This window comes from Micromonospora sp. NPDC005413, from assembly GCF_040606435.1.
Taxonomy (GTDB): Bacteria; Actinomycetota; Actinomycetes; order Mycobacteriales; family Micromonosporaceae; genus Micromonospora.
On the sequence record NZ_JBEXEV010000024.1, the window covers coordinates 36,745 to 51,008 of the forward strand.

Consider the following 14,264-nt stretch of genomic DNA (forward strand, 5'->3'; position numbering starts at 1 on the left):
GCCTGCAGGGAGCAGTGGTGAAGCACAAAATTCTCCGGGCGCTGCCCACATTCGCCGTGGTCGCCCTAGGAGTCGCATTGCTGGTCGGTACTGGCCTCGGTCAGGCGCAACAGGCGGAGACCACTCCCGAGACGCGTTCGGTGCTCAACTCCGATCTTGGCTGGGTGAACCTGCGCCAGTGCACTAAGGCAATCTGTGCCGTGCTGGACCAGGCAGACAACGGCACGGTCGTCATCGTCCGGTGCACCATCGGCGGGCAGGTCGCGGATCCGGACAACCACCCGGGAGTCGACCGCTGGTTCCTGGTAACCAGGACCGACGGGCGCTTCGTCGGGGCATCCGGCTACGTGTACGCGCCCTTGGTGAGCAATCCGCCGTCGAACTCCCCGGGATGCCTGGATCGTCCGAATATGTTCGAGATCCAGTCGCGTTATCCGCTGATCCCCGAAGCAGGCAACGGGGTCACCCTGACTCGTGGGCCGACCGCGCCACAGGGCTACTGGTACGCCGTCACCGTGCGAGGACTTCGCCCCCACTCGACACTCAAGGTCCGCTGCTTCGACTCGGAGGACGATACCCCGACCACCTTCTTGCCGGACAAGGCTGGGTTCCGGACTTACCCGCTTCGAACCGACGGAAGCGGCAATGCCTACAGCAACAGGGGGTGTTTCTCGGCGGTGGACGGCGAGCACACTGTTTCGGTCGACGACGAAGTGTACTCGAACAGCGTCCTGTGGGGCGCCTCACCGGCCGGTCAGCCCTCCGCGACCAGAGCACCGCAATCTCCTGGTGGGACGCCCGGCACGGAGTCGGGTGCTCCGGGCACGGCACCTCCGGTGCCGACCGTCCTGCTTAAGAAGGGCGTTCTGGCCCCGGCCGGATACCGGTACACAGTCACGCTCAGCGGCTTTCCCAGCAACACTGGTATCAGTATCACCTGTTATGACAGCACCTCTCCTGCAGGGTTCTACACCTTTACCCTGCGTACCAATGGTGCGGGCGGTGCCAGCGCGGCCAACCGCTGCTATTCCGCTGACGGACCGGACCACTGGGTGACCGCCAACGGGGTCGAGTCGAACCACGTCGCCTGGTCCGCCAAGCCCGGAGCGCCTCCTCCTCCTCCTCCGCCTCCGCCTCCGCCTCCGCCTCCGCCTCCGCCTCCTCCGCCCGGTCAGACGGTGCACCTAGCGCAGGGACCAACAGCGCCGGCGGGATACCGGTACTCGATCACGCTGAACGCCTTCGCGCCGAACACCAACGTCGTTGTGACCTGCCACGATTCGGTCGATCCCGGCGGCTTCTACACCTTCAGCCTCCGCACGGACGGCAACGGTCACGCCTTCACGCAGAGCTACTGCTATTCCGGCGACCATCCGGACCACTGGGCACGGGCGAACGGGGTCGAATCGAACCATGTCACCTGGTAGAGACCGGATCCTCAGCCGAGGATCGGTCGTCGCCTGCTGCCTGGCAGCCGTTCTCCTGTCGCCGCTCGCGCTCGGCGGTTGTGGAAAGGACCGTATCCCCGACCCGAAGCCCATGACATCGCCAACGGCGTCAGTGGGGCCAAATCCAGGGGCGATCGCCACCCGGCTAGAGCAGGGGCCCGCCGCCGAGCAGGGCTACTGGTACGACATCAGGCTGAGCGGTTTTCCGCCGAGTAGCGACATCACGGTTGTCTGCCGCGACAGCATCACCCCCGACGGCTTCAAGACCGCGACCCTAACAGTGAATGACACGGGTGCCGCCGAGTCGAAGTCGTTCTGCTACTCCGGCGAGGGTGAGGAGCACTGGTTCACGGCCGACGGGCACGACTCCAACCGGGTCCGGTGGGCAGCACGGTCGGTCCCGTTGCAGGCCGGAAACGTCAGCGTCGTTCAAGGCAGCGCTGCCGCTTTCGGTTACTGGTACTCGGTGACGTTGAGGGGGTTCACCGCGAACACCGACGTGACGGTAGTGTGCCGGGACAGCGCCGATCCAGGCGGCTTCAAGACCCTCACCTTGCATACCGACGGTGGCGGGGCAGCCTCGAACCAGCGTGCGTGCTACTCCGGGGATGGTGCGGAGCACTGGGTCACCGCCAACAACGTCACCTCCAACCGAGTGCGGTGGGCGAAGGCGAAGACGTCGCCGCAGCCGGCCGGGAACGTGCGGGTGTCGCAGGGAACCGCAGCTGCGTCCGGCTACTGGTACGTGGTGACCCTTAGCCGCTTCGCGCGAAAAACCCAGGTGACGGTTGTTTGTCGGGACAGTGCTGATCCGGGCGGGTTCAAGACGTTCACTATGCGTACGGACAGCAGCGGGGCGGCATCCACAAAGCAGGCCTGTTACTCCGGTGAAGGTGCCGAGCACTGGGTCACCGCCAACAACGTCACCTCCAACCGAGTGCGTTGGACGAAAAGTGCTGGCCAAGCCAATCTCACTAAGGGAGCGGCAGCCCCGGCGGGTTACTGGTACGTGGTCGCGCTGAGCCGATTCCCGGCGAACAGCCAGGTGACGGTGGTCTGTCGGGACAGCGCCGATACGGGCGGGTTTAAGACGTTTACCATGCGTACGGACAGCAGCGGGGCGGCATCCACAAGGCAGGCTTGTTACTCCGGTGACGCGGGCGAGCACTGGGTCACCGCCAATGGCAGCCTTTCGAACCGGGTCACCTGGTAGACGGCCTACCCCCAGGTTAGGCCCGACAGTGCGGGCGAGCGGCCGGCCGTCAGCGATGGCGTCACCGCCACGCTCGGCGACCAAGCGGACGGGTCTTCACCGCGAAGCCGGCCGAACTGTACGACGCGATCGCGCCAATCCTCGGCCTGGGCCGGCTACGCGACACGGACACTCGGCTGCAGCAGCGGCGCAAGGTCTACGACGACCGGGTCAAAACGCTCAAAGCGATCTTCACCGAGCTGCGCGAACAGCTCGGCCAGATCGACGATGACCGCGCCCGCGACGCCCTGAGTGACGTCGACGAGGCGCTGAGGCACCTCGTCGAGTTGGAGTACCCCAAGATCCTCGGAGCACTACGCAGTCGGTCCGCTAACGCGGAGCTGTTCGCCTCCCTCTTCGTCTCGTCGGAGTCGAAAATCGATTACCCCCTCTCGGACGAGCAGGTATCTGAGGCGGTGAACTTCGAAGTAGCCGCCAACAAGATGGCCGGTTGGGAGTCGCTCACAGGCGGTGATCCTCGGTGACTCCGATGAGGCGTGCCCAGTCGTTCAAGCGCCTTGATGCGGCTGCTCGATCGGGCGCGGCACCGTTGGGCGTTGTGTCACCTCGGAATATCGGAAAGCCACTGTAGAGTGACAGCCGGTTCGCTAAGGGGTGACGATGTCAGAGAACAAGGACCGCGAGGTCATCCACAGGGTGGTAGTCCCTGGGGAGGGCGACTTCTCCAAGCGCGGGCAGGTGATCGTCTCGACGACGATGATCCCGCCGCCGGTGGCGACGCCACCTCCGCCGCCTCCACCCACCCAGACTAAGTCTGAGTAAGCGCCGTAGTTGATCCCCTCGTCCCTTCTGGGGCTGGTCCTGTTCGTCGTACTGCTTGCCCCTGGGCTCGCGTATGTACTGCGTCATGAGCGGGCTGTTCCGGCTCCATCGCACTCGACGCTGCGCGAGACCCTGCGCGTGGTGTTCGTCAGCGTTGCCTGCCTGACGTTCACCGGCCTGCTGTCTGCCGGACTGCGTCTCGCGTGTCCGGAGCGGACGCCCAACGTTCGCGGCTTGATCCAGGATCCGGCCGACTTCGCACGGGAACATCACGTGCAGTTGGTCTGGTGGTCACTGGCCCTGATCACCTTCGCCACACTGCTCGGCTTCTTCTCTGCTGATCCGCGGCTTCTAGCCGGGCTCCGCCAGATGCGGTCGAAGGCATGGGCGCAGCGGCTTCTCGGCGACGCGCCCATCAAAGACTCTTCCGCGTGGCACCAGGCCATGAGCGATCTCAAGAGTCGCGACCACGCTGCGATCGGCCGTAAGAAGCGCGAGGATGAGACTTTTATCGGCGTCCAGATGGACGACGGCACGTACGTCCGGGGTTACCTCGTCTCGTACAGCCCCGGCGGGGTCGAGGATGACCAGCGAGAGCTGATATTGACTAGGGCAGAGATACGGCCGGTCGACGGTGAGATACAGCCGATCGGCTCGACGTTGACGGTGATCTCCGCGCGGCACATCGTCCGGTTGGACGTGACGCACCTGAAGAAGCGAGAGGAGGCTTTCGCTGCCGAGTTACCGGCATCGTCTGCCCCTGTCCAGCGTGAAGGCACGTAGTCGGCTACCGGGGGAGGGCACCTAGCGTGGAACTCCTGTGTCGGGAGCTTGTCGCCGTCTCCCTGTGGCGGGTGTAGCTCCGCATCAGCCCGATGAGCTTGTCCTTGGGCATCTTGGCCGATGGCGACAGCCCTCGCTTCCGGGCGTTGAGCGAACAATTCACGTTCGACGTTGAGGCTGATCAGGCAGGGGTATTCGCATTGTCCGGTGCCGGGGTTGATCGCGTCGACGTGGCCGTTGAACCCGATGCTGGCAAGCCGCGGATCCGCCTCGAACAGGTCCCGCAGTGCCAGGAGCGCGACCTGGGCGACGAGTGACCGGTATAGCTCGCCGGTCTCTTTTGCGGGTCGTGGAACCGGCTGGATCTCGTCGCGGGTCTGGACGTACTTGTATCCGCGTACGGTGGGTACGGCGTGGCGGCCGGGAAGTTGCATGCGGACGACGACCTGCTCCTGCTGCGGGCTGAAGGTGATGAAGCAGCCGGGTCGAGGGATTCCCGAAACCGGCCTCGGCCTCGGGTATCGGCACGATGAGCGCCGTCTGTGTCGGTTCCATCCCGGCAGCTTCCCGATGAAGGCCGATGCTGACTACTGAGTTTCGCCAACGGTGCTGTATGGGCCGACGATCGGTGAGTCGAGGCGATCCGCCCGACTCTGTAGATACCGCTGTTCGACCCGGTTCTTTGTCAGTGCGGTCGCCTCGCGGTATTGCGAGGCCGCGCAGCCCGTGTCACCGGTCATCTCCAGCAGATGTGCGCGGACGGCGCGTTCCCGTTGCCGGGTCAGCGGTTCCTCGTCCAGGTGGTAGCGCCGGTTGAGGTCGTCGAGCAGGGCAAGCCCCCGGTCCGGCCCGTACGCGTGTGCGACCGCGACAACCCTGCTCAGCCGTATCGGCGCGGTCGGACTGAGCCGCTCGAGTCCCAGGTACAGTGCCGCGATCTGTGGCCAGTCCGTCCGGTCCGGCGACGCGGCAGCGGTGTGCACGGCGGCGATCGCCGCCTGTAGCTGGTACGCGCCGACCTCACGCCGCCGCCAGGCGCTGTCGATCAGCTCGGTGCCCTCGCGGATCAGCTCGGGATCCCACAGTGTCCGGTCCTGTTCGTCCAGCGGCACCAGTTCGTCGCTGTCGGTCCGGGCAGCGCGCCGCGACTCGGTCAGCAGCATCAGGGCGAGCAACCCGGTCACCTCGGGGTCGCCCGGGAGAGAGTCGCGGAGCATGCGGGTCAGCCGGATGGCCTCACGGGTCAGGTCGACGCGGACGAGTTCGTCGCCGGTGGAGGCGGTGTAGCCCTCGTTGAAGATCAGGTACAGCACCTGCATGACGGCCTTCATCCGACTGTCGCGGTCGGCGTTGGTAGGCGGGATGAACCGGGCGCCGGCGCGGGCCAGTTGCTGCTTGGCGCGGCTGATCCGGGCGCCCATGGTGTTCTCGGCCATCCCGTAGGCGTGCGCGATCTCCCTGGTCGTGAGCCCGCCGACCGCGCGCAGCGTGAGCGCGACCTGAGAGGTGGGACTCAGCGCGGGGTGACAGCACAGGAGCAGAAGGGTGAGGCTTTCGTCGGTCTCCGGCGCCGGGCGTACCCGTCGGGTTGGATCCTGCATCGCCAGCTCGCTCATGCCGGCGTGCCGCTCGCGGCGGTGTCGGGCCTGTTCGGTCCGGAGCAGGTCGATCATTCGCCGGTACCCGACCCGGATCAGCCAGCTCCGCGGGTTATCCGGGACGCCGTCGGCCGTCCAGGTCCCACTGGCGACGAGCAGTGCTTCCTGGACGGCCCCCTCGGCGATGTCGAAGTGGCCGAAGCGCCGCACCAGCGCGCCGAGCACCTGCGGCGCCTCGGTGCGCAGCAGGTGCTCGACATTCGGGGTCACGGGCAATCCGTCGCTCGGCGACCTGCGACGTCGCGGGGGCGCTTCATGCGACGAAGCCCTCGCCCATGATTGGCCGGATCTCCATCGGCTCGCCCAGCGCGGCGACCATCCGCGAGACGATCTCGACGGCGCGCTCATGGCTGCTCACGTCGATCACCGCGAAGCTGGCCAGGACTTCCTTGAGCTCGATGAACGGGCCGTCGGTCGCCACTACTCCGGACGGGCCCTTGCGGATCGTGGTGCTGACGGCAGGGTGGCCGAGGCCCTCGCTGGTGACGAACTCGCCGGTCTCGACCAACTCCTGTTCGAAGCGCTGGTAAGCGGCGAACGCGGCCAGCGCTTCCTCCGACGGCGTGTCGGCGGTCGCGGCGTCCCAGGCGGCGGCTGGCGTGTAGCTGAGCAGCAGATACTTCATCGTCTCCCTAGCGGTTGGGTCGATGTGAATATGCTAAGCCGCTGGTCAGGACACGCGGCGCAGCGAGATGGCGAGGACTGTCGTCCAGGTGAACGCGACCAGGCCGTTCACGGCGATCTGGATGCTCATGCGGCTCGGCGACATGGGCAACAGCAGGATGAGCGCGGCGACACCGTTCAGCACGGCCGGCAGCAGTGCCCGACGACGGGCGTGGCGGACGGTGAGCACGATCGCGGCGATGGCCAGCGCGGTGAAGGCGACGGCCGCCGCAGCCGAGTGCACGATGCTGTGCCAGGACATCTCGCCGACCGGACCCTCCGGCGTGCCGGCCGGGAAGCCGTACTCCGGATCCATCGTGAACACGCCGGCCGCGACGAGCCCGGCGCCGAAGACCCCGACGAAGATCGGCACCGCTCGCCGGCCGATGCCGTCGGTGAGGGTGCGCCGGGCACCGACGGCGAGCGCCAGCCCGCCGAGGCCAGCGAGCACGAACGTGGTGATCTGGATCCAGCCGAGCCTGCCGGTGGCCAGCTGACTGATCGGGTGCCGGGTGATGTCGTAGCCCTCACGGGTGAGCATCTGCGTGACTGCCGAGGCGAAGAAGACCGGCCCGGCGAGGGCGCCGGCGAGGAGCAGTCGGTCGGACGAGCGGCGGACGGGAACGGTGACGGCGATGGTGGTCATGACTTCCTCCTTGAGGGGCTCTGCCGGTACCTCGTGGCCGCACCGAGAACTTTGACAACGCCACGCTTGTGACCTGGGTCACGGCAGCCGCTTGTCAAAGCGGGAGTGCTTTCTCCGAGGTACCGGCAAGCACCCAACGAGGAGGACACGATGTCTGAGAACCCACAGCCGAGCGTCGAACTGACCACCCTGGACCGTCTGGTCGGTACCTGGAAGGTGACCGGCGGCGCCGAGGGAACCGTGCGATACGAGTGGATGACCGGCCGCTTCTTTCTGCTCCAGCACGTGCAGCTCAGCCAGTTCAACCAGCCTGTCACCGGTATGGAGGTCATCGGCCACCTGCACCCGTTCGGTGAGCCGGTCGGTGCGGACGTGGTGTCGCGTTTCTACGACGCGGCCGGTAACACCTTCGACTACGTCTACGAACTCGTCGGCGACAAGCTGACCATCTGGGCCGGCGCGAAGGGCAGCCCGGCCTACTACGAGGGCACGTTCAGCGCTGACGACACCACGGTCACCGGCGAATGGATCTACCCCGGCGGCGGCGGATACGCCTCCACCATGACGCGGATCTGACCTCGGAGCGTCACCCCGACGATGAGCTGCCGGAGTCGGTGTTCCTCGCACAGAGGAGTCACCGCGCTCCGGCCGCTCCCTCCCACCGCAGGACCTGGCCCGACGGAGGTGCCCGTCTCCCCGAACGACGCTTTCGACGCCGAGTTCACTCGCGCCGGGCGGCTCCGAGGAAGGCGTACGTCAGCAGGCCCGTGACCGCCAGGACGGCGGCGACCACCGCCGCCGGCCAGCTGTTGTGGGGCTGGCCCTGCCACGTGGCGAGGGCACCCCACGTGCCCGACTGGGGGAACATGGCGGCGACGACCGTCCAGCCCAGAGGGAGGAACCAGGCGCGGGCCGCGCCGACGACTGTCGCGCACAGGGCGGTCAGACCCAGCAGGCCGGCGGCGTCGCGGAGCACCAGCGCGGCCGGGCCGAAACGGGCGCCGGTGGGCAGGGTGGCGAGCAGCACGGCGAGGACGAGCGCCAGCGCGGCAAGCAGGTGCAGGGCCCGACGCCAGGGCCACCGTAACGAGGCCGTGCGCTCCAGGTCTTCGTCCGGGGCGGCCAGCGTGGTCGACAGGACCGCCACCATCAGTACGACCGTCAGCACGACGAGCAGCGCAATGGGGTCGCGTTCGTCGGAGAAGGCCAGCCACAGGGCCCAGATCAGGGCTGCGGCGCCGACCGAGGCGGCCAGGGCCAGGGGTACGCGCCGCGCGCGCAGATGAAGGGTCATCGCGACAGCAGTCCGGTGGTGTCCTGGCAGGCCAGGACCGCCGCGCGCACTGCCGCCACGCGGGACAGCGCCTCCGACGGCGGCAGCTTTCGCAGGCCCTGCCAGAGCGCGACAGCCTCGGCGTTGATCTCAGGATCTTCGGAGATCATTTCGGGGATCACGTCGACGTCGGAGACCGGCTCGCGGTCGAGCAGGTAGTAGGCGGCTGCCCGTTCGACGACGCCGTTGCGCGGGCACTCTCCGGTGCCGTTGACGCCCAGGCTGAGGACGATCTCGGGCACGACGGCGGCCGGATGGGCAAGGCCGCCGCGGTCGTCGATCCGTACGGTGATCACGAGGATGTCGTCGTCGCGGGCGGGCATTTCCATGGGGACGGCGTAGGACCGTCTGTCCTCGTGCACCTGCGTCGGCGTGCCCGGCAGCTTCGCGAGGACGGCCAGCCCCTCGCGGGCGAGTGGGGTCAGCGTGTCCAGCACGTTCGCGTTGACCCGGGTGACGCAGACCTTCGGCGCGTCGTCGGTGCAGACGAGTTCGCGGGCGACCGGGTCGATCGGCGCGATGAGGGAGGTTTCGTCGCGGGGGACGATCACCGCCGCGGCCGTGAGGCCGAGCAGCGCCGGCAGAACGGCGGCCACCCGAGCGAGTGGGCTCCGGGCGACCAGCAGCACCACGCCGGTCAGTGCGAGCGCGCCCATCCAGATCGCGAGCGCGCCGGTCACCCGGGCGTCGATGGTCTGGAATGAGTAGAACCGGCTGCTGCCGTAGACCGGGGAGAGCACCGCGCCCAACCAGTCCGGTCGCATGATCGCGGTGAAGAAGACCAGCAGCACGCCGGACACGGCGAGCGCGGGAGCGGTCACCAGTGCGGGCAACAGCCGCCCGATGCCCAGGCCGAGCCAGGCCGCCGCGACCAGGGAGAGGGCACCGACCAGCACGATGAGGACGACGTCCGGCGGGAAGTAGGCGGCGGTCGAGGCGATCCGTACGCCGCCCGCGACGACCACGAGCAGATAGGCGAGCCCGAGAGTGGCCCCCATCGCGACGAGGACGGGCAGCATCCGGCGGGCGGGTGAACGGGGTGTGGTGTCGAACAGTTCGCCGACCTTGGCCCGGTGTTCGCGGCGACCCTGCCACGCTCCGGCGGCCAGGGCGAGCGGCCACAGCAGGATCGTGTATTCCTTCGTGGTCAGCACGAGGGGCATCCAGCCCTCCGACCAGCGTCCCGGGTCGATGTAGAGGGCGGCGACGCCGACCACCAACGCGAGCAGGGCGGCGCCGGCCGCAGCGGAGCGACGCAGTTCGATCCGGAGGATGCTCATCGGGCGGCCTCCGCGCGGTGACGGCGCAGCAGAGCCGAGTAGCCGCGTTCGGCGGGGCTGTCGCCCGCGTGGCTGTCGTCGCCGTGCGCGACCAGCGCGGCAGGCGTGCCCTGCCACACCAGCCGGCCCTCGTTGACCAGCACCACCTCGGTGCAGGCGGCGACCACGTCCTCGACCAGGTGGGTGGAGACCAGCACGCAGGCGTCCGTCCCCAGGTCGCGCAGCAGTTCGCGCAGGTCGAGGCGCTGCTCGGGATCGAGGCCGACGGTCGGCTCGTCCATCAGCAGCACCTGCGGGTCGTTCACGATGGCCTGGGCGACGCCGGCGCGGCGCAGCATGCCGCCGGAGAGTGTCCGGAGCCGAGCGTCGGCCTTGGCGCTGAGCCCCACGCGGTCGATCGCGCGCTGCGTGGCCGCCGGGATGCTGGCCTTCGGCATCTCCTTCAACCAGGCCATGTACGCCACGAACTCGCGCACGGTGAACCGCGGGTAGTAGCCGAAGTGCTGCGGCAGGTAGCCCAGCGCTCGCCGGGCCGGCCGCAGATCGGCGCGGCCGTCGACCGGGCTGCCGAGCAGGGTCAGCCGGCCGCCGGACGGCTTGACCACCGTCGCGAGGGCGCGCATCAGCGTGGTCTTGCCCGCGCCGTTGGGCCCCAGCAGGCCGTGGACGCCGGTGGCCAGGCTCAGGTCGAGCCCGTCGACGGCCAGGTGGCGTCCGGCGCGCACCTTCAGCGCTTCGGCGTGAATGGCCCAGGGGTGGGTGGTGGGGGCCGTTTCGGCCGTACTCACCGCTCGCATGGTGGTTCCTTTCAGAACGAGGTGAGGCGCCGGAAACTGCTGGCGCGCAGGAGGGTCAGGGCGGCCAGCACGACCGTGAGGATGGCCCACCCGCCGGTGGCAGCGGGCGTGAGCAGCACGGGCAGTTCGGCGGTGGCGAGGCTGGGGGCGACCACGGCGGCGGCCCAGGCCGCCATCAGGCCGATCGAGGCGCGGTGGACGCCGACGAGGGAGCCGAGCAGCAGCGTTGCGGCGGTGAAGGCCAGGCACGGCAGCAGCATCAGCGCGGGGTTCGCCCGGCTCGCACCGAGGGAGGCGAACACGGCGAGCACCGGGATGACGAGGACCAGCACCACGGCGGTGCGCCGCAGCAGCATCGTCAGACCGGCCGAGGGGGTGCCGGCGATCAGCTCCCAGGCCGGGTTGGTGCGTCTGCTCCAGGCGGCCGCGACCCCGGGCAGTGGTGCCAGGGGCGCGAGCAGCAACACGATCGACGGCAGCTCGGGCAGGAAGTGGGTGAGCAGGGCCGCGGTGCCGAGCACGGCGGCGGTCATGGCGACCCAGGGGAGCAGCGCCGCCACGAACCAGCGCTGCCGCACCGTCGTACGGAAGAAGGCCTTGGATCTTGGGGCGGGGCCGGCGGCGATCTCGCGGTCGACGGCGAACGCGACGTCGGCGATCAGGGCGCGCGATACGGCCGTGGTGCTGCCGGCCAGGCGTGCGCGGCAGTCGGCGCAGCTCTCCAGATGCACCTCGATCGACCAGACGGTCGCCTCGTCCAGGCCGGGGGTGCCGTCGGCGTAGCAGTCGATCTCGTTCGGGGTGGGATGGGTGGTCATGACAGTGCCTCCCGCAGGGCGACCCGGGCGCGGCGGACCCGGGACTTGACGGTGTTCTCGGGCACGCCCAGCAGCACGGACGTCTCGCGGATGGAGAAGCCGTCGAGGACGGTGGCGCGCAACACCGCCCGGACCTGGGGCGGCAGGACGGCGAGGGCCTGTTCGAGCTCCTGCCCGACCCGGCCGGCCAGCACCTCGTCCTCGGCGGCGGGCGCCACGGTGTCGGTCGGGTGTACCTGCGGCATCTGGGCCTGCCGGGCGCGACGCCGGAACGCGTCGACCAGGCGATGCGCGGCGATGGTCCACAGCCAGCCGACGGCGCTGCCCTTGACGTGGTCGCCGGCGAAGCTGCCGGCCGCCCGCCAGACCGCCAGGTAGGTCTCCTGGAGCACGTCGGCGACCACGTCCGGGTCCGCGCACCGGCGGCGCAGCCGCACCTCCAGCCACGGCGCCGTACGCCGGTAGAGCTCGTCGAAGGCCCGCCGGTCGCCGTGGGCCACGCGACGCACGAGCTCCTGCTCGTCGGCCGCATCCAGGCTTCGTCTCACATGGGGTAAGACGACGGCTTTCGCGTGATCGGGTCCCGCGATGATGTGATCGCCGCCACTTCTGTGGATCAGCCACACGCCGTCAGGTGGTCCTGCCGTGCCCGCTTGGCGTGAACGCCTGCTGGGTGGATTTGTTGGGCCAACAGGAGTCGGAACGTGCGTCAGGAGTCGGAGTGTTGGATCCGGACGGCGACGCCGTCGAGGATCAGTTCCAGCCCGAGTGCGAAGTCCGCATCGGCGATCGTCGCGTCGGGTGTGTCCGACGGCGGCGCCTCGAACAGCGCCGAGGAGAACAGCCGCGCGGTCTCGGGGAAGCGCTCGGGCTGGACGAGTCGCGCCAGGGCGCGGCCGTAGTCGCGTTCGGCGTCGGCCTGCCCCTGGCCCTCGGCCCTGCCCTCGGTGAGCTCGCTGTGTTGCCGCACCGACTGGACCACATAGCCGCTGATCAGCGATAGGACACCGACCTTGTGTGCCCAGTCGAGGCGGGTGCGGGACATGATCGTCAGCGCGGCCTCCATCCACGCGATCTGGGTCGGCCCGGAGGGCGGCGCGGCGGTGGGCACGCGCGTCAGCCACGGCCGGCGCTGAAGCGCCGCGCGCTGGGCGAAGCCCCAGCTACGCAGCCCTTCGCGCCAGTCGTCGGTGCTCAAGTCCGGCGGCGCGCCCAACGCGGCGTCGGCCATGAGCGTGAGCAGCTCGTCCTTGGATCCGATGTGCCGGTAGAGCGACATTCCCGTGACGCCGAGGCTCTTGGCGACGTTGGGGAGTGTCACGCCGCCGAGTCCGTCGCGGTCGGCGATCTCTACCGCCGCGGCGATGACCAGGTTGACGTCGAGGGCCGCGGGCCGCCCGAGACGCGAGGGCTCCGACATCCTCCACAGTCGGCGCAGCGGCGCCGGAACGAAGTCCTCGCTGGTCATGGCTCCCTCGTTCGTCCGGAAAGGGGGTCCCCATCATGCCAGATCGCATTAGTTTGCTTGTGATACTTTGTCGAAGAAACTAAAGCTTGGTTCTTGAGGAGGGGACGGACGTGAGCATTGACACCGCACCGCGGACATCGGGAGGGCCGGTGCGGCACGCCGAACGCGCCCTCGCGCCGGATCTGGCCCGAGGATCGATGCTGCTGATCATCGCGTTGGCCAACGTCGCCGGGGTCGTCTTCGCTGGCGAGCCCGGCCTGGACACCACGCCGGAAGGCGCTGACCGGGGCCTGAACTTCCTGCTCTTCGAACTCGTCCACGCCCGGGGCTATCCGGTGTTCGCCGTGATGTTCGGCTACGGAATCGTCCAGCTCGCTCGCCGTCAGGATGCCTCCGGCGCTACGCCGAAGCAGGTCCGCTCGGTGCTGTTGCGCCGCAACGTCTGGCTCGTCGTCTTCGGATTCGCGCACGCCACCCTGCTGTACTACGGCGACTTCCTCGGCGCGTACGGGATCGTCGGGATCGTGATGACCCTGGTGCTGCTGCGCCGCGGCGACAAGTTCCACCGGATCGCGCTGGTGCTCTGGGCGCTGTCGGCCGTCGAGATCCTGGTCGTCGGCGCCATCCTGGTGAGCCGCCTCCTCGGAGGTTCGGACGGGTCGGCCCCGCTGCCGTCGGGCCACGTCGACTCCCTTGCCGCGCCCGACTATTTCGCGTCCATGCTGGATCGTCTCAGTGAATGGCCGATGCACACCGTGACTGTCGTGCCCTTCATCATCATCGCCTGGCTGGGTATGTGGGCCGCCCGCCGCCGCATCCTCGAAGAGCCGGCTCGCCACAAGACCCTGCTCACGTGGACGGCCGTCTGTGGACTCGGCGTCGCCATCGTCGGAGGTCTCCCGGCTGCCCTGGTCAGCGCCGGATGGCTGCACGTCGACGACTCGACCACCGGTCTGATGCTTCTGCTCCACGGCGGCAGCGGCATGTTCGCCGGACCGGGCTACGTGGCCATCTTCGGCCTGATCGCCCTGCGGGTCACCCGGCCCGGCCCCGTCATTGGTGGGCTCTCGGCCCTGGGCCAGCGCTCCCTGTCGGGGTACCTGTTCCAGTCGATGGCCTGGCTGATCCTCCTGGCACCCTTCACGCTCGCCCTCGGTGACCGTTTCAGCAGCCCCACCGTGACCGGCTTGATCATCGCGGTGGCCGTCTGGCTTGTCTCCGTTCTGATTGCCCGCCTGCTCGACAGGCGCAAGCAGGCCGGTCCCGCCGAGATCGCCCTGCGCCGCCTGACCTACGGGCCTCGGGGGTAGTCGGCGCGGGTGTGGGCAACCTGGC

The 14,264-nt window shown here is 68.8% G+C and carries 16 protein-coding genes; 6 read left to right on the top strand and 10 right to left on the bottom strand.

The window, feature by feature from the left end; genetic code table 11:
* Nucleotides 1–17 precede the first annotated feature (17 nt).
* Together ABZS37_RS22655 and ABZS37_RS22660 are read left to right on the top strand one after the other, a co-directional pair.
* Complete coding sequence (locus tag ABZS37_RS22655) at nt 18–1,427, top strand: hypothetical protein (RefSeq protein ID WP_355171857.1); 1,410 nt, start codon at nt 18–20, stop codon at nt 1,425–1,427.
* On the top strand, nt 1,414–2,661 hold the full coding sequence (locus tag ABZS37_RS22660; protein ID WP_355171859.1) for a hypothetical protein: 1,248 nt from the start codon (nt 1,414–1,416) through the stop codon (nt 2,659–2,661). Before ABZS37_RS22655 ends, ABZS37_RS22660 begins: the two co-directional genes overlap by 14 nt.
* Nucleotides 2,662–2,816: 155 nt before the next feature.
* On the opposite strand, the gene ABZS37_RS22665 is transcribed toward ABZS37_RS22660, so the two are convergent.
* A complete protein-coding gene (locus tag ABZS37_RS22665; RefSeq protein WP_355171861.1) occupies nt 2,817–2,978 on the bottom strand; it encodes a hypothetical protein in 162 nt (53 codons plus the stop codon).
* Nucleotides 2,979–3,492: 514 nt separating this feature from the next.
* Between ABZS37_RS22665 and ABZS37_RS22670 the strand changes: the two genes are divergently transcribed.
* Nucleotides 3,493–4,266, top strand: coding sequence for a DUF6338 family protein (locus ABZS37_RS22670; RefSeq protein WP_355171863.1), 774 nt, complete (start codon nt 3,493–3,495; stop codon nt 4,264–4,266).
* A gap of 92 nt (nt 4,267–4,358) precedes the next feature.
* Complete coding sequence (locus ABZS37_RS22675; RefSeq protein ID WP_355171865.1) at nt 4,359–4,583, top strand: hypothetical protein; 225 nt, start codon at nt 4,359–4,361, stop codon at nt 4,581–4,583.
* A 270-nt stretch (nt 4,584–4,853) separates the two neighbouring features.
* Here ABZS37_RS22675 and ABZS37_RS22680 read toward each other — a convergent pair whose 3' ends face one another.
* Genes ABZS37_RS22680 through ABZS37_RS22690 form a run of 3 tightly spaced genes read right to left on the bottom strand, consistent with a single transcriptional unit; the run spans nt 4,854 to nt 7,233 of the window.
* Nucleotides 4,854–6,134, bottom strand: a complete 1,281-nt coding sequence (locus ABZS37_RS22680; RefSeq protein WP_355171867.1) for a DUF6596 domain-containing protein — start codon at nt 6,132–6,134, stop codon at nt 4,854–4,856.
* Nucleotides 6,135–6,177: 43 nt separating this feature from the next.
* Nucleotides 6,178–6,549: a YciI family protein gene (locus tag ABZS37_RS22685; protein ID WP_355171869.1), complete on the bottom strand. Its 372-nt coding sequence runs from the start codon at nt 6,547–6,549 to the stop codon at nt 6,178–6,180.
* A gap of 45 nt (nt 6,550–6,594) precedes the next feature.
* Nucleotides 6,595–7,233: a DUF998 domain-containing protein gene (locus tag ABZS37_RS22690; RefSeq protein WP_355171871.1), complete on the bottom strand. Its 639-nt coding sequence runs from the start codon at nt 7,231–7,233 to the stop codon at nt 6,595–6,597.
* 150 nt (nt 7,234–7,383) lie between these two features.
* Between ABZS37_RS22690 and ABZS37_RS22695 the strand changes: the two genes are divergently transcribed.
* On the top strand, nt 7,384–7,809 hold the full coding sequence (locus ABZS37_RS22695; RefSeq protein WP_355171873.1) for a hypothetical protein: 426 nt from the start codon (nt 7,384–7,386) through the stop codon (nt 7,807–7,809).
* Nucleotides 7,810–7,954: 145 nt separating this feature from the next.
* On the opposite strand, the gene ABZS37_RS22700 is transcribed toward ABZS37_RS22695, so the two are convergent.
* The 6 genes from ABZS37_RS22700 to ABZS37_RS22725 form a co-directional block, all read right to left on the bottom strand.
* Nucleotides 7,955–8,527, bottom strand: a complete 573-nt coding sequence (locus ABZS37_RS22700) for a hypothetical protein (RefSeq protein WP_355171875.1) — start codon at nt 8,525–8,527, stop codon at nt 7,955–7,957.
* Nucleotides 8,524–9,846: a hypothetical protein gene (locus tag ABZS37_RS22705; RefSeq protein WP_355171877.1), complete on the bottom strand. Its 1,323-nt coding sequence runs from the start codon at nt 9,844–9,846 to the stop codon at nt 8,524–8,526. The genes ABZS37_RS22700 and ABZS37_RS22705 overlap by 4 nt, the downstream gene beginning before the upstream one ends.
* Nucleotides 9,843–10,643: an ATP-binding cassette domain-containing protein gene (locus ABZS37_RS22710; protein ID WP_355171879.1), complete on the bottom strand. Its 801-nt coding sequence runs from the start codon at nt 10,641–10,643 to the stop codon at nt 9,843–9,845. The genes ABZS37_RS22705 and ABZS37_RS22710 overlap by 4 nt, the downstream gene beginning before the upstream one ends.
* A gap of 11 nt (nt 10,644–10,654) precedes the next feature.
* Entirely contained in the window at nt 10,655–11,461 is an 807-nt protein-coding gene (locus ABZS37_RS22715) for a zf-HC2 domain-containing protein (protein ID WP_355171881.1), read from the bottom strand.
* Complete coding sequence (locus tag ABZS37_RS22720) at nt 11,458–12,009, bottom strand: RNA polymerase sigma factor (protein ID WP_355171883.1); 552 nt, start codon at nt 12,007–12,009, stop codon at nt 11,458–11,460. The genes ABZS37_RS22715 and ABZS37_RS22720 overlap by 4 nt, the downstream gene beginning before the upstream one ends.
* A gap of 161 nt (nt 12,010–12,170) precedes the next feature.
* A complete protein-coding gene (locus ABZS37_RS22725; RefSeq protein ID WP_355171885.1) occupies nt 12,171–12,929 on the bottom strand; it encodes a TetR/AcrR family transcriptional regulator in 759 nt (252 codons plus the stop codon).
* Between the two features lie 110 nt (nt 12,930–13,039).
* Here ABZS37_RS22725 and ABZS37_RS22730 point away from each other — a divergent pair, with 110 nt between their 5' ends.
* Nucleotides 13,040–14,239, top strand: a complete 1,200-nt coding sequence (locus ABZS37_RS22730; RefSeq protein ID WP_355171887.1) for a DUF418 domain-containing protein — start codon at nt 13,040–13,042, stop codon at nt 14,237–14,239.
* The last annotated feature ends 25 nt before the right edge of the window (nt 14,240–14,264 follow it).

Excerpts from the sequence above, each read along its gene's own strand:
- ABZS37_RS22675 (WP_355171865.1), top strand. The coding sequence starts at position 4,359 with ATGAGCTTGTCCTTGGGCATCTTGGCCGATGGCGACAGCCCTCGCTTC.
- ABZS37_RS22690 (WP_355171871.1), bottom strand. The coding sequence starts at position 7,233 with ATGACCACCATCGCCGTCACCGTTCCCGTCCGCCGCTCGTCCGACCGA.
- ABZS37_RS22705 (WP_355171877.1), bottom strand. The coding sequence starts at position 9,846 with ATGAGCATCCTCCGGATCGAACTGCGTCGCTCCGCTGCGGCCGGCGCC.
- ABZS37_RS22685 (WP_355171869.1), bottom strand. The coding sequence starts at position 6,549 with ATGAAGTATCTGCTGCTCAGCTACACGCCAGCCGCCGCCTGGGACGCC.
- ABZS37_RS22725 (WP_355171885.1), bottom strand. The coding sequence starts at position 12,929 with ATGACCAGCGAGGACTTCGTTCCGGCGCCGCTGCGCCGACTGTGGAGG.
- ABZS37_RS22715 (WP_355171881.1), bottom strand. The coding sequence starts at position 11,461 with ATGACCACCCATCCCACCCCGAACGAGATCGACTGCTACGCCGACGGC.
- ABZS37_RS22700 (WP_355171875.1), bottom strand. The coding sequence starts at position 8,527 with ATGACCCTTCATCTGCGCGCGCGGCGCGTACCCCTGGCCCTGGCCGCC.
- ABZS37_RS22710 (WP_355171879.1), bottom strand. The coding sequence starts at position 10,643 with ATGCGAGCGGTGAGTACGGCCGAAACGGCCCCCACCACCCACCCCTGG.
- ABZS37_RS22695 (WP_355171873.1), top strand. The coding sequence starts at position 7,384 with ATGTCTGAGAACCCACAGCCGAGCGTCGAACTGACCACCCTGGACCGT.
- ABZS37_RS22660 (WP_355171859.1), top strand. The coding sequence starts at position 1,414 with ATGTCACCTGGTAGAGACCGGATCCTCAGCCGAGGATCGGTCGTCGCC.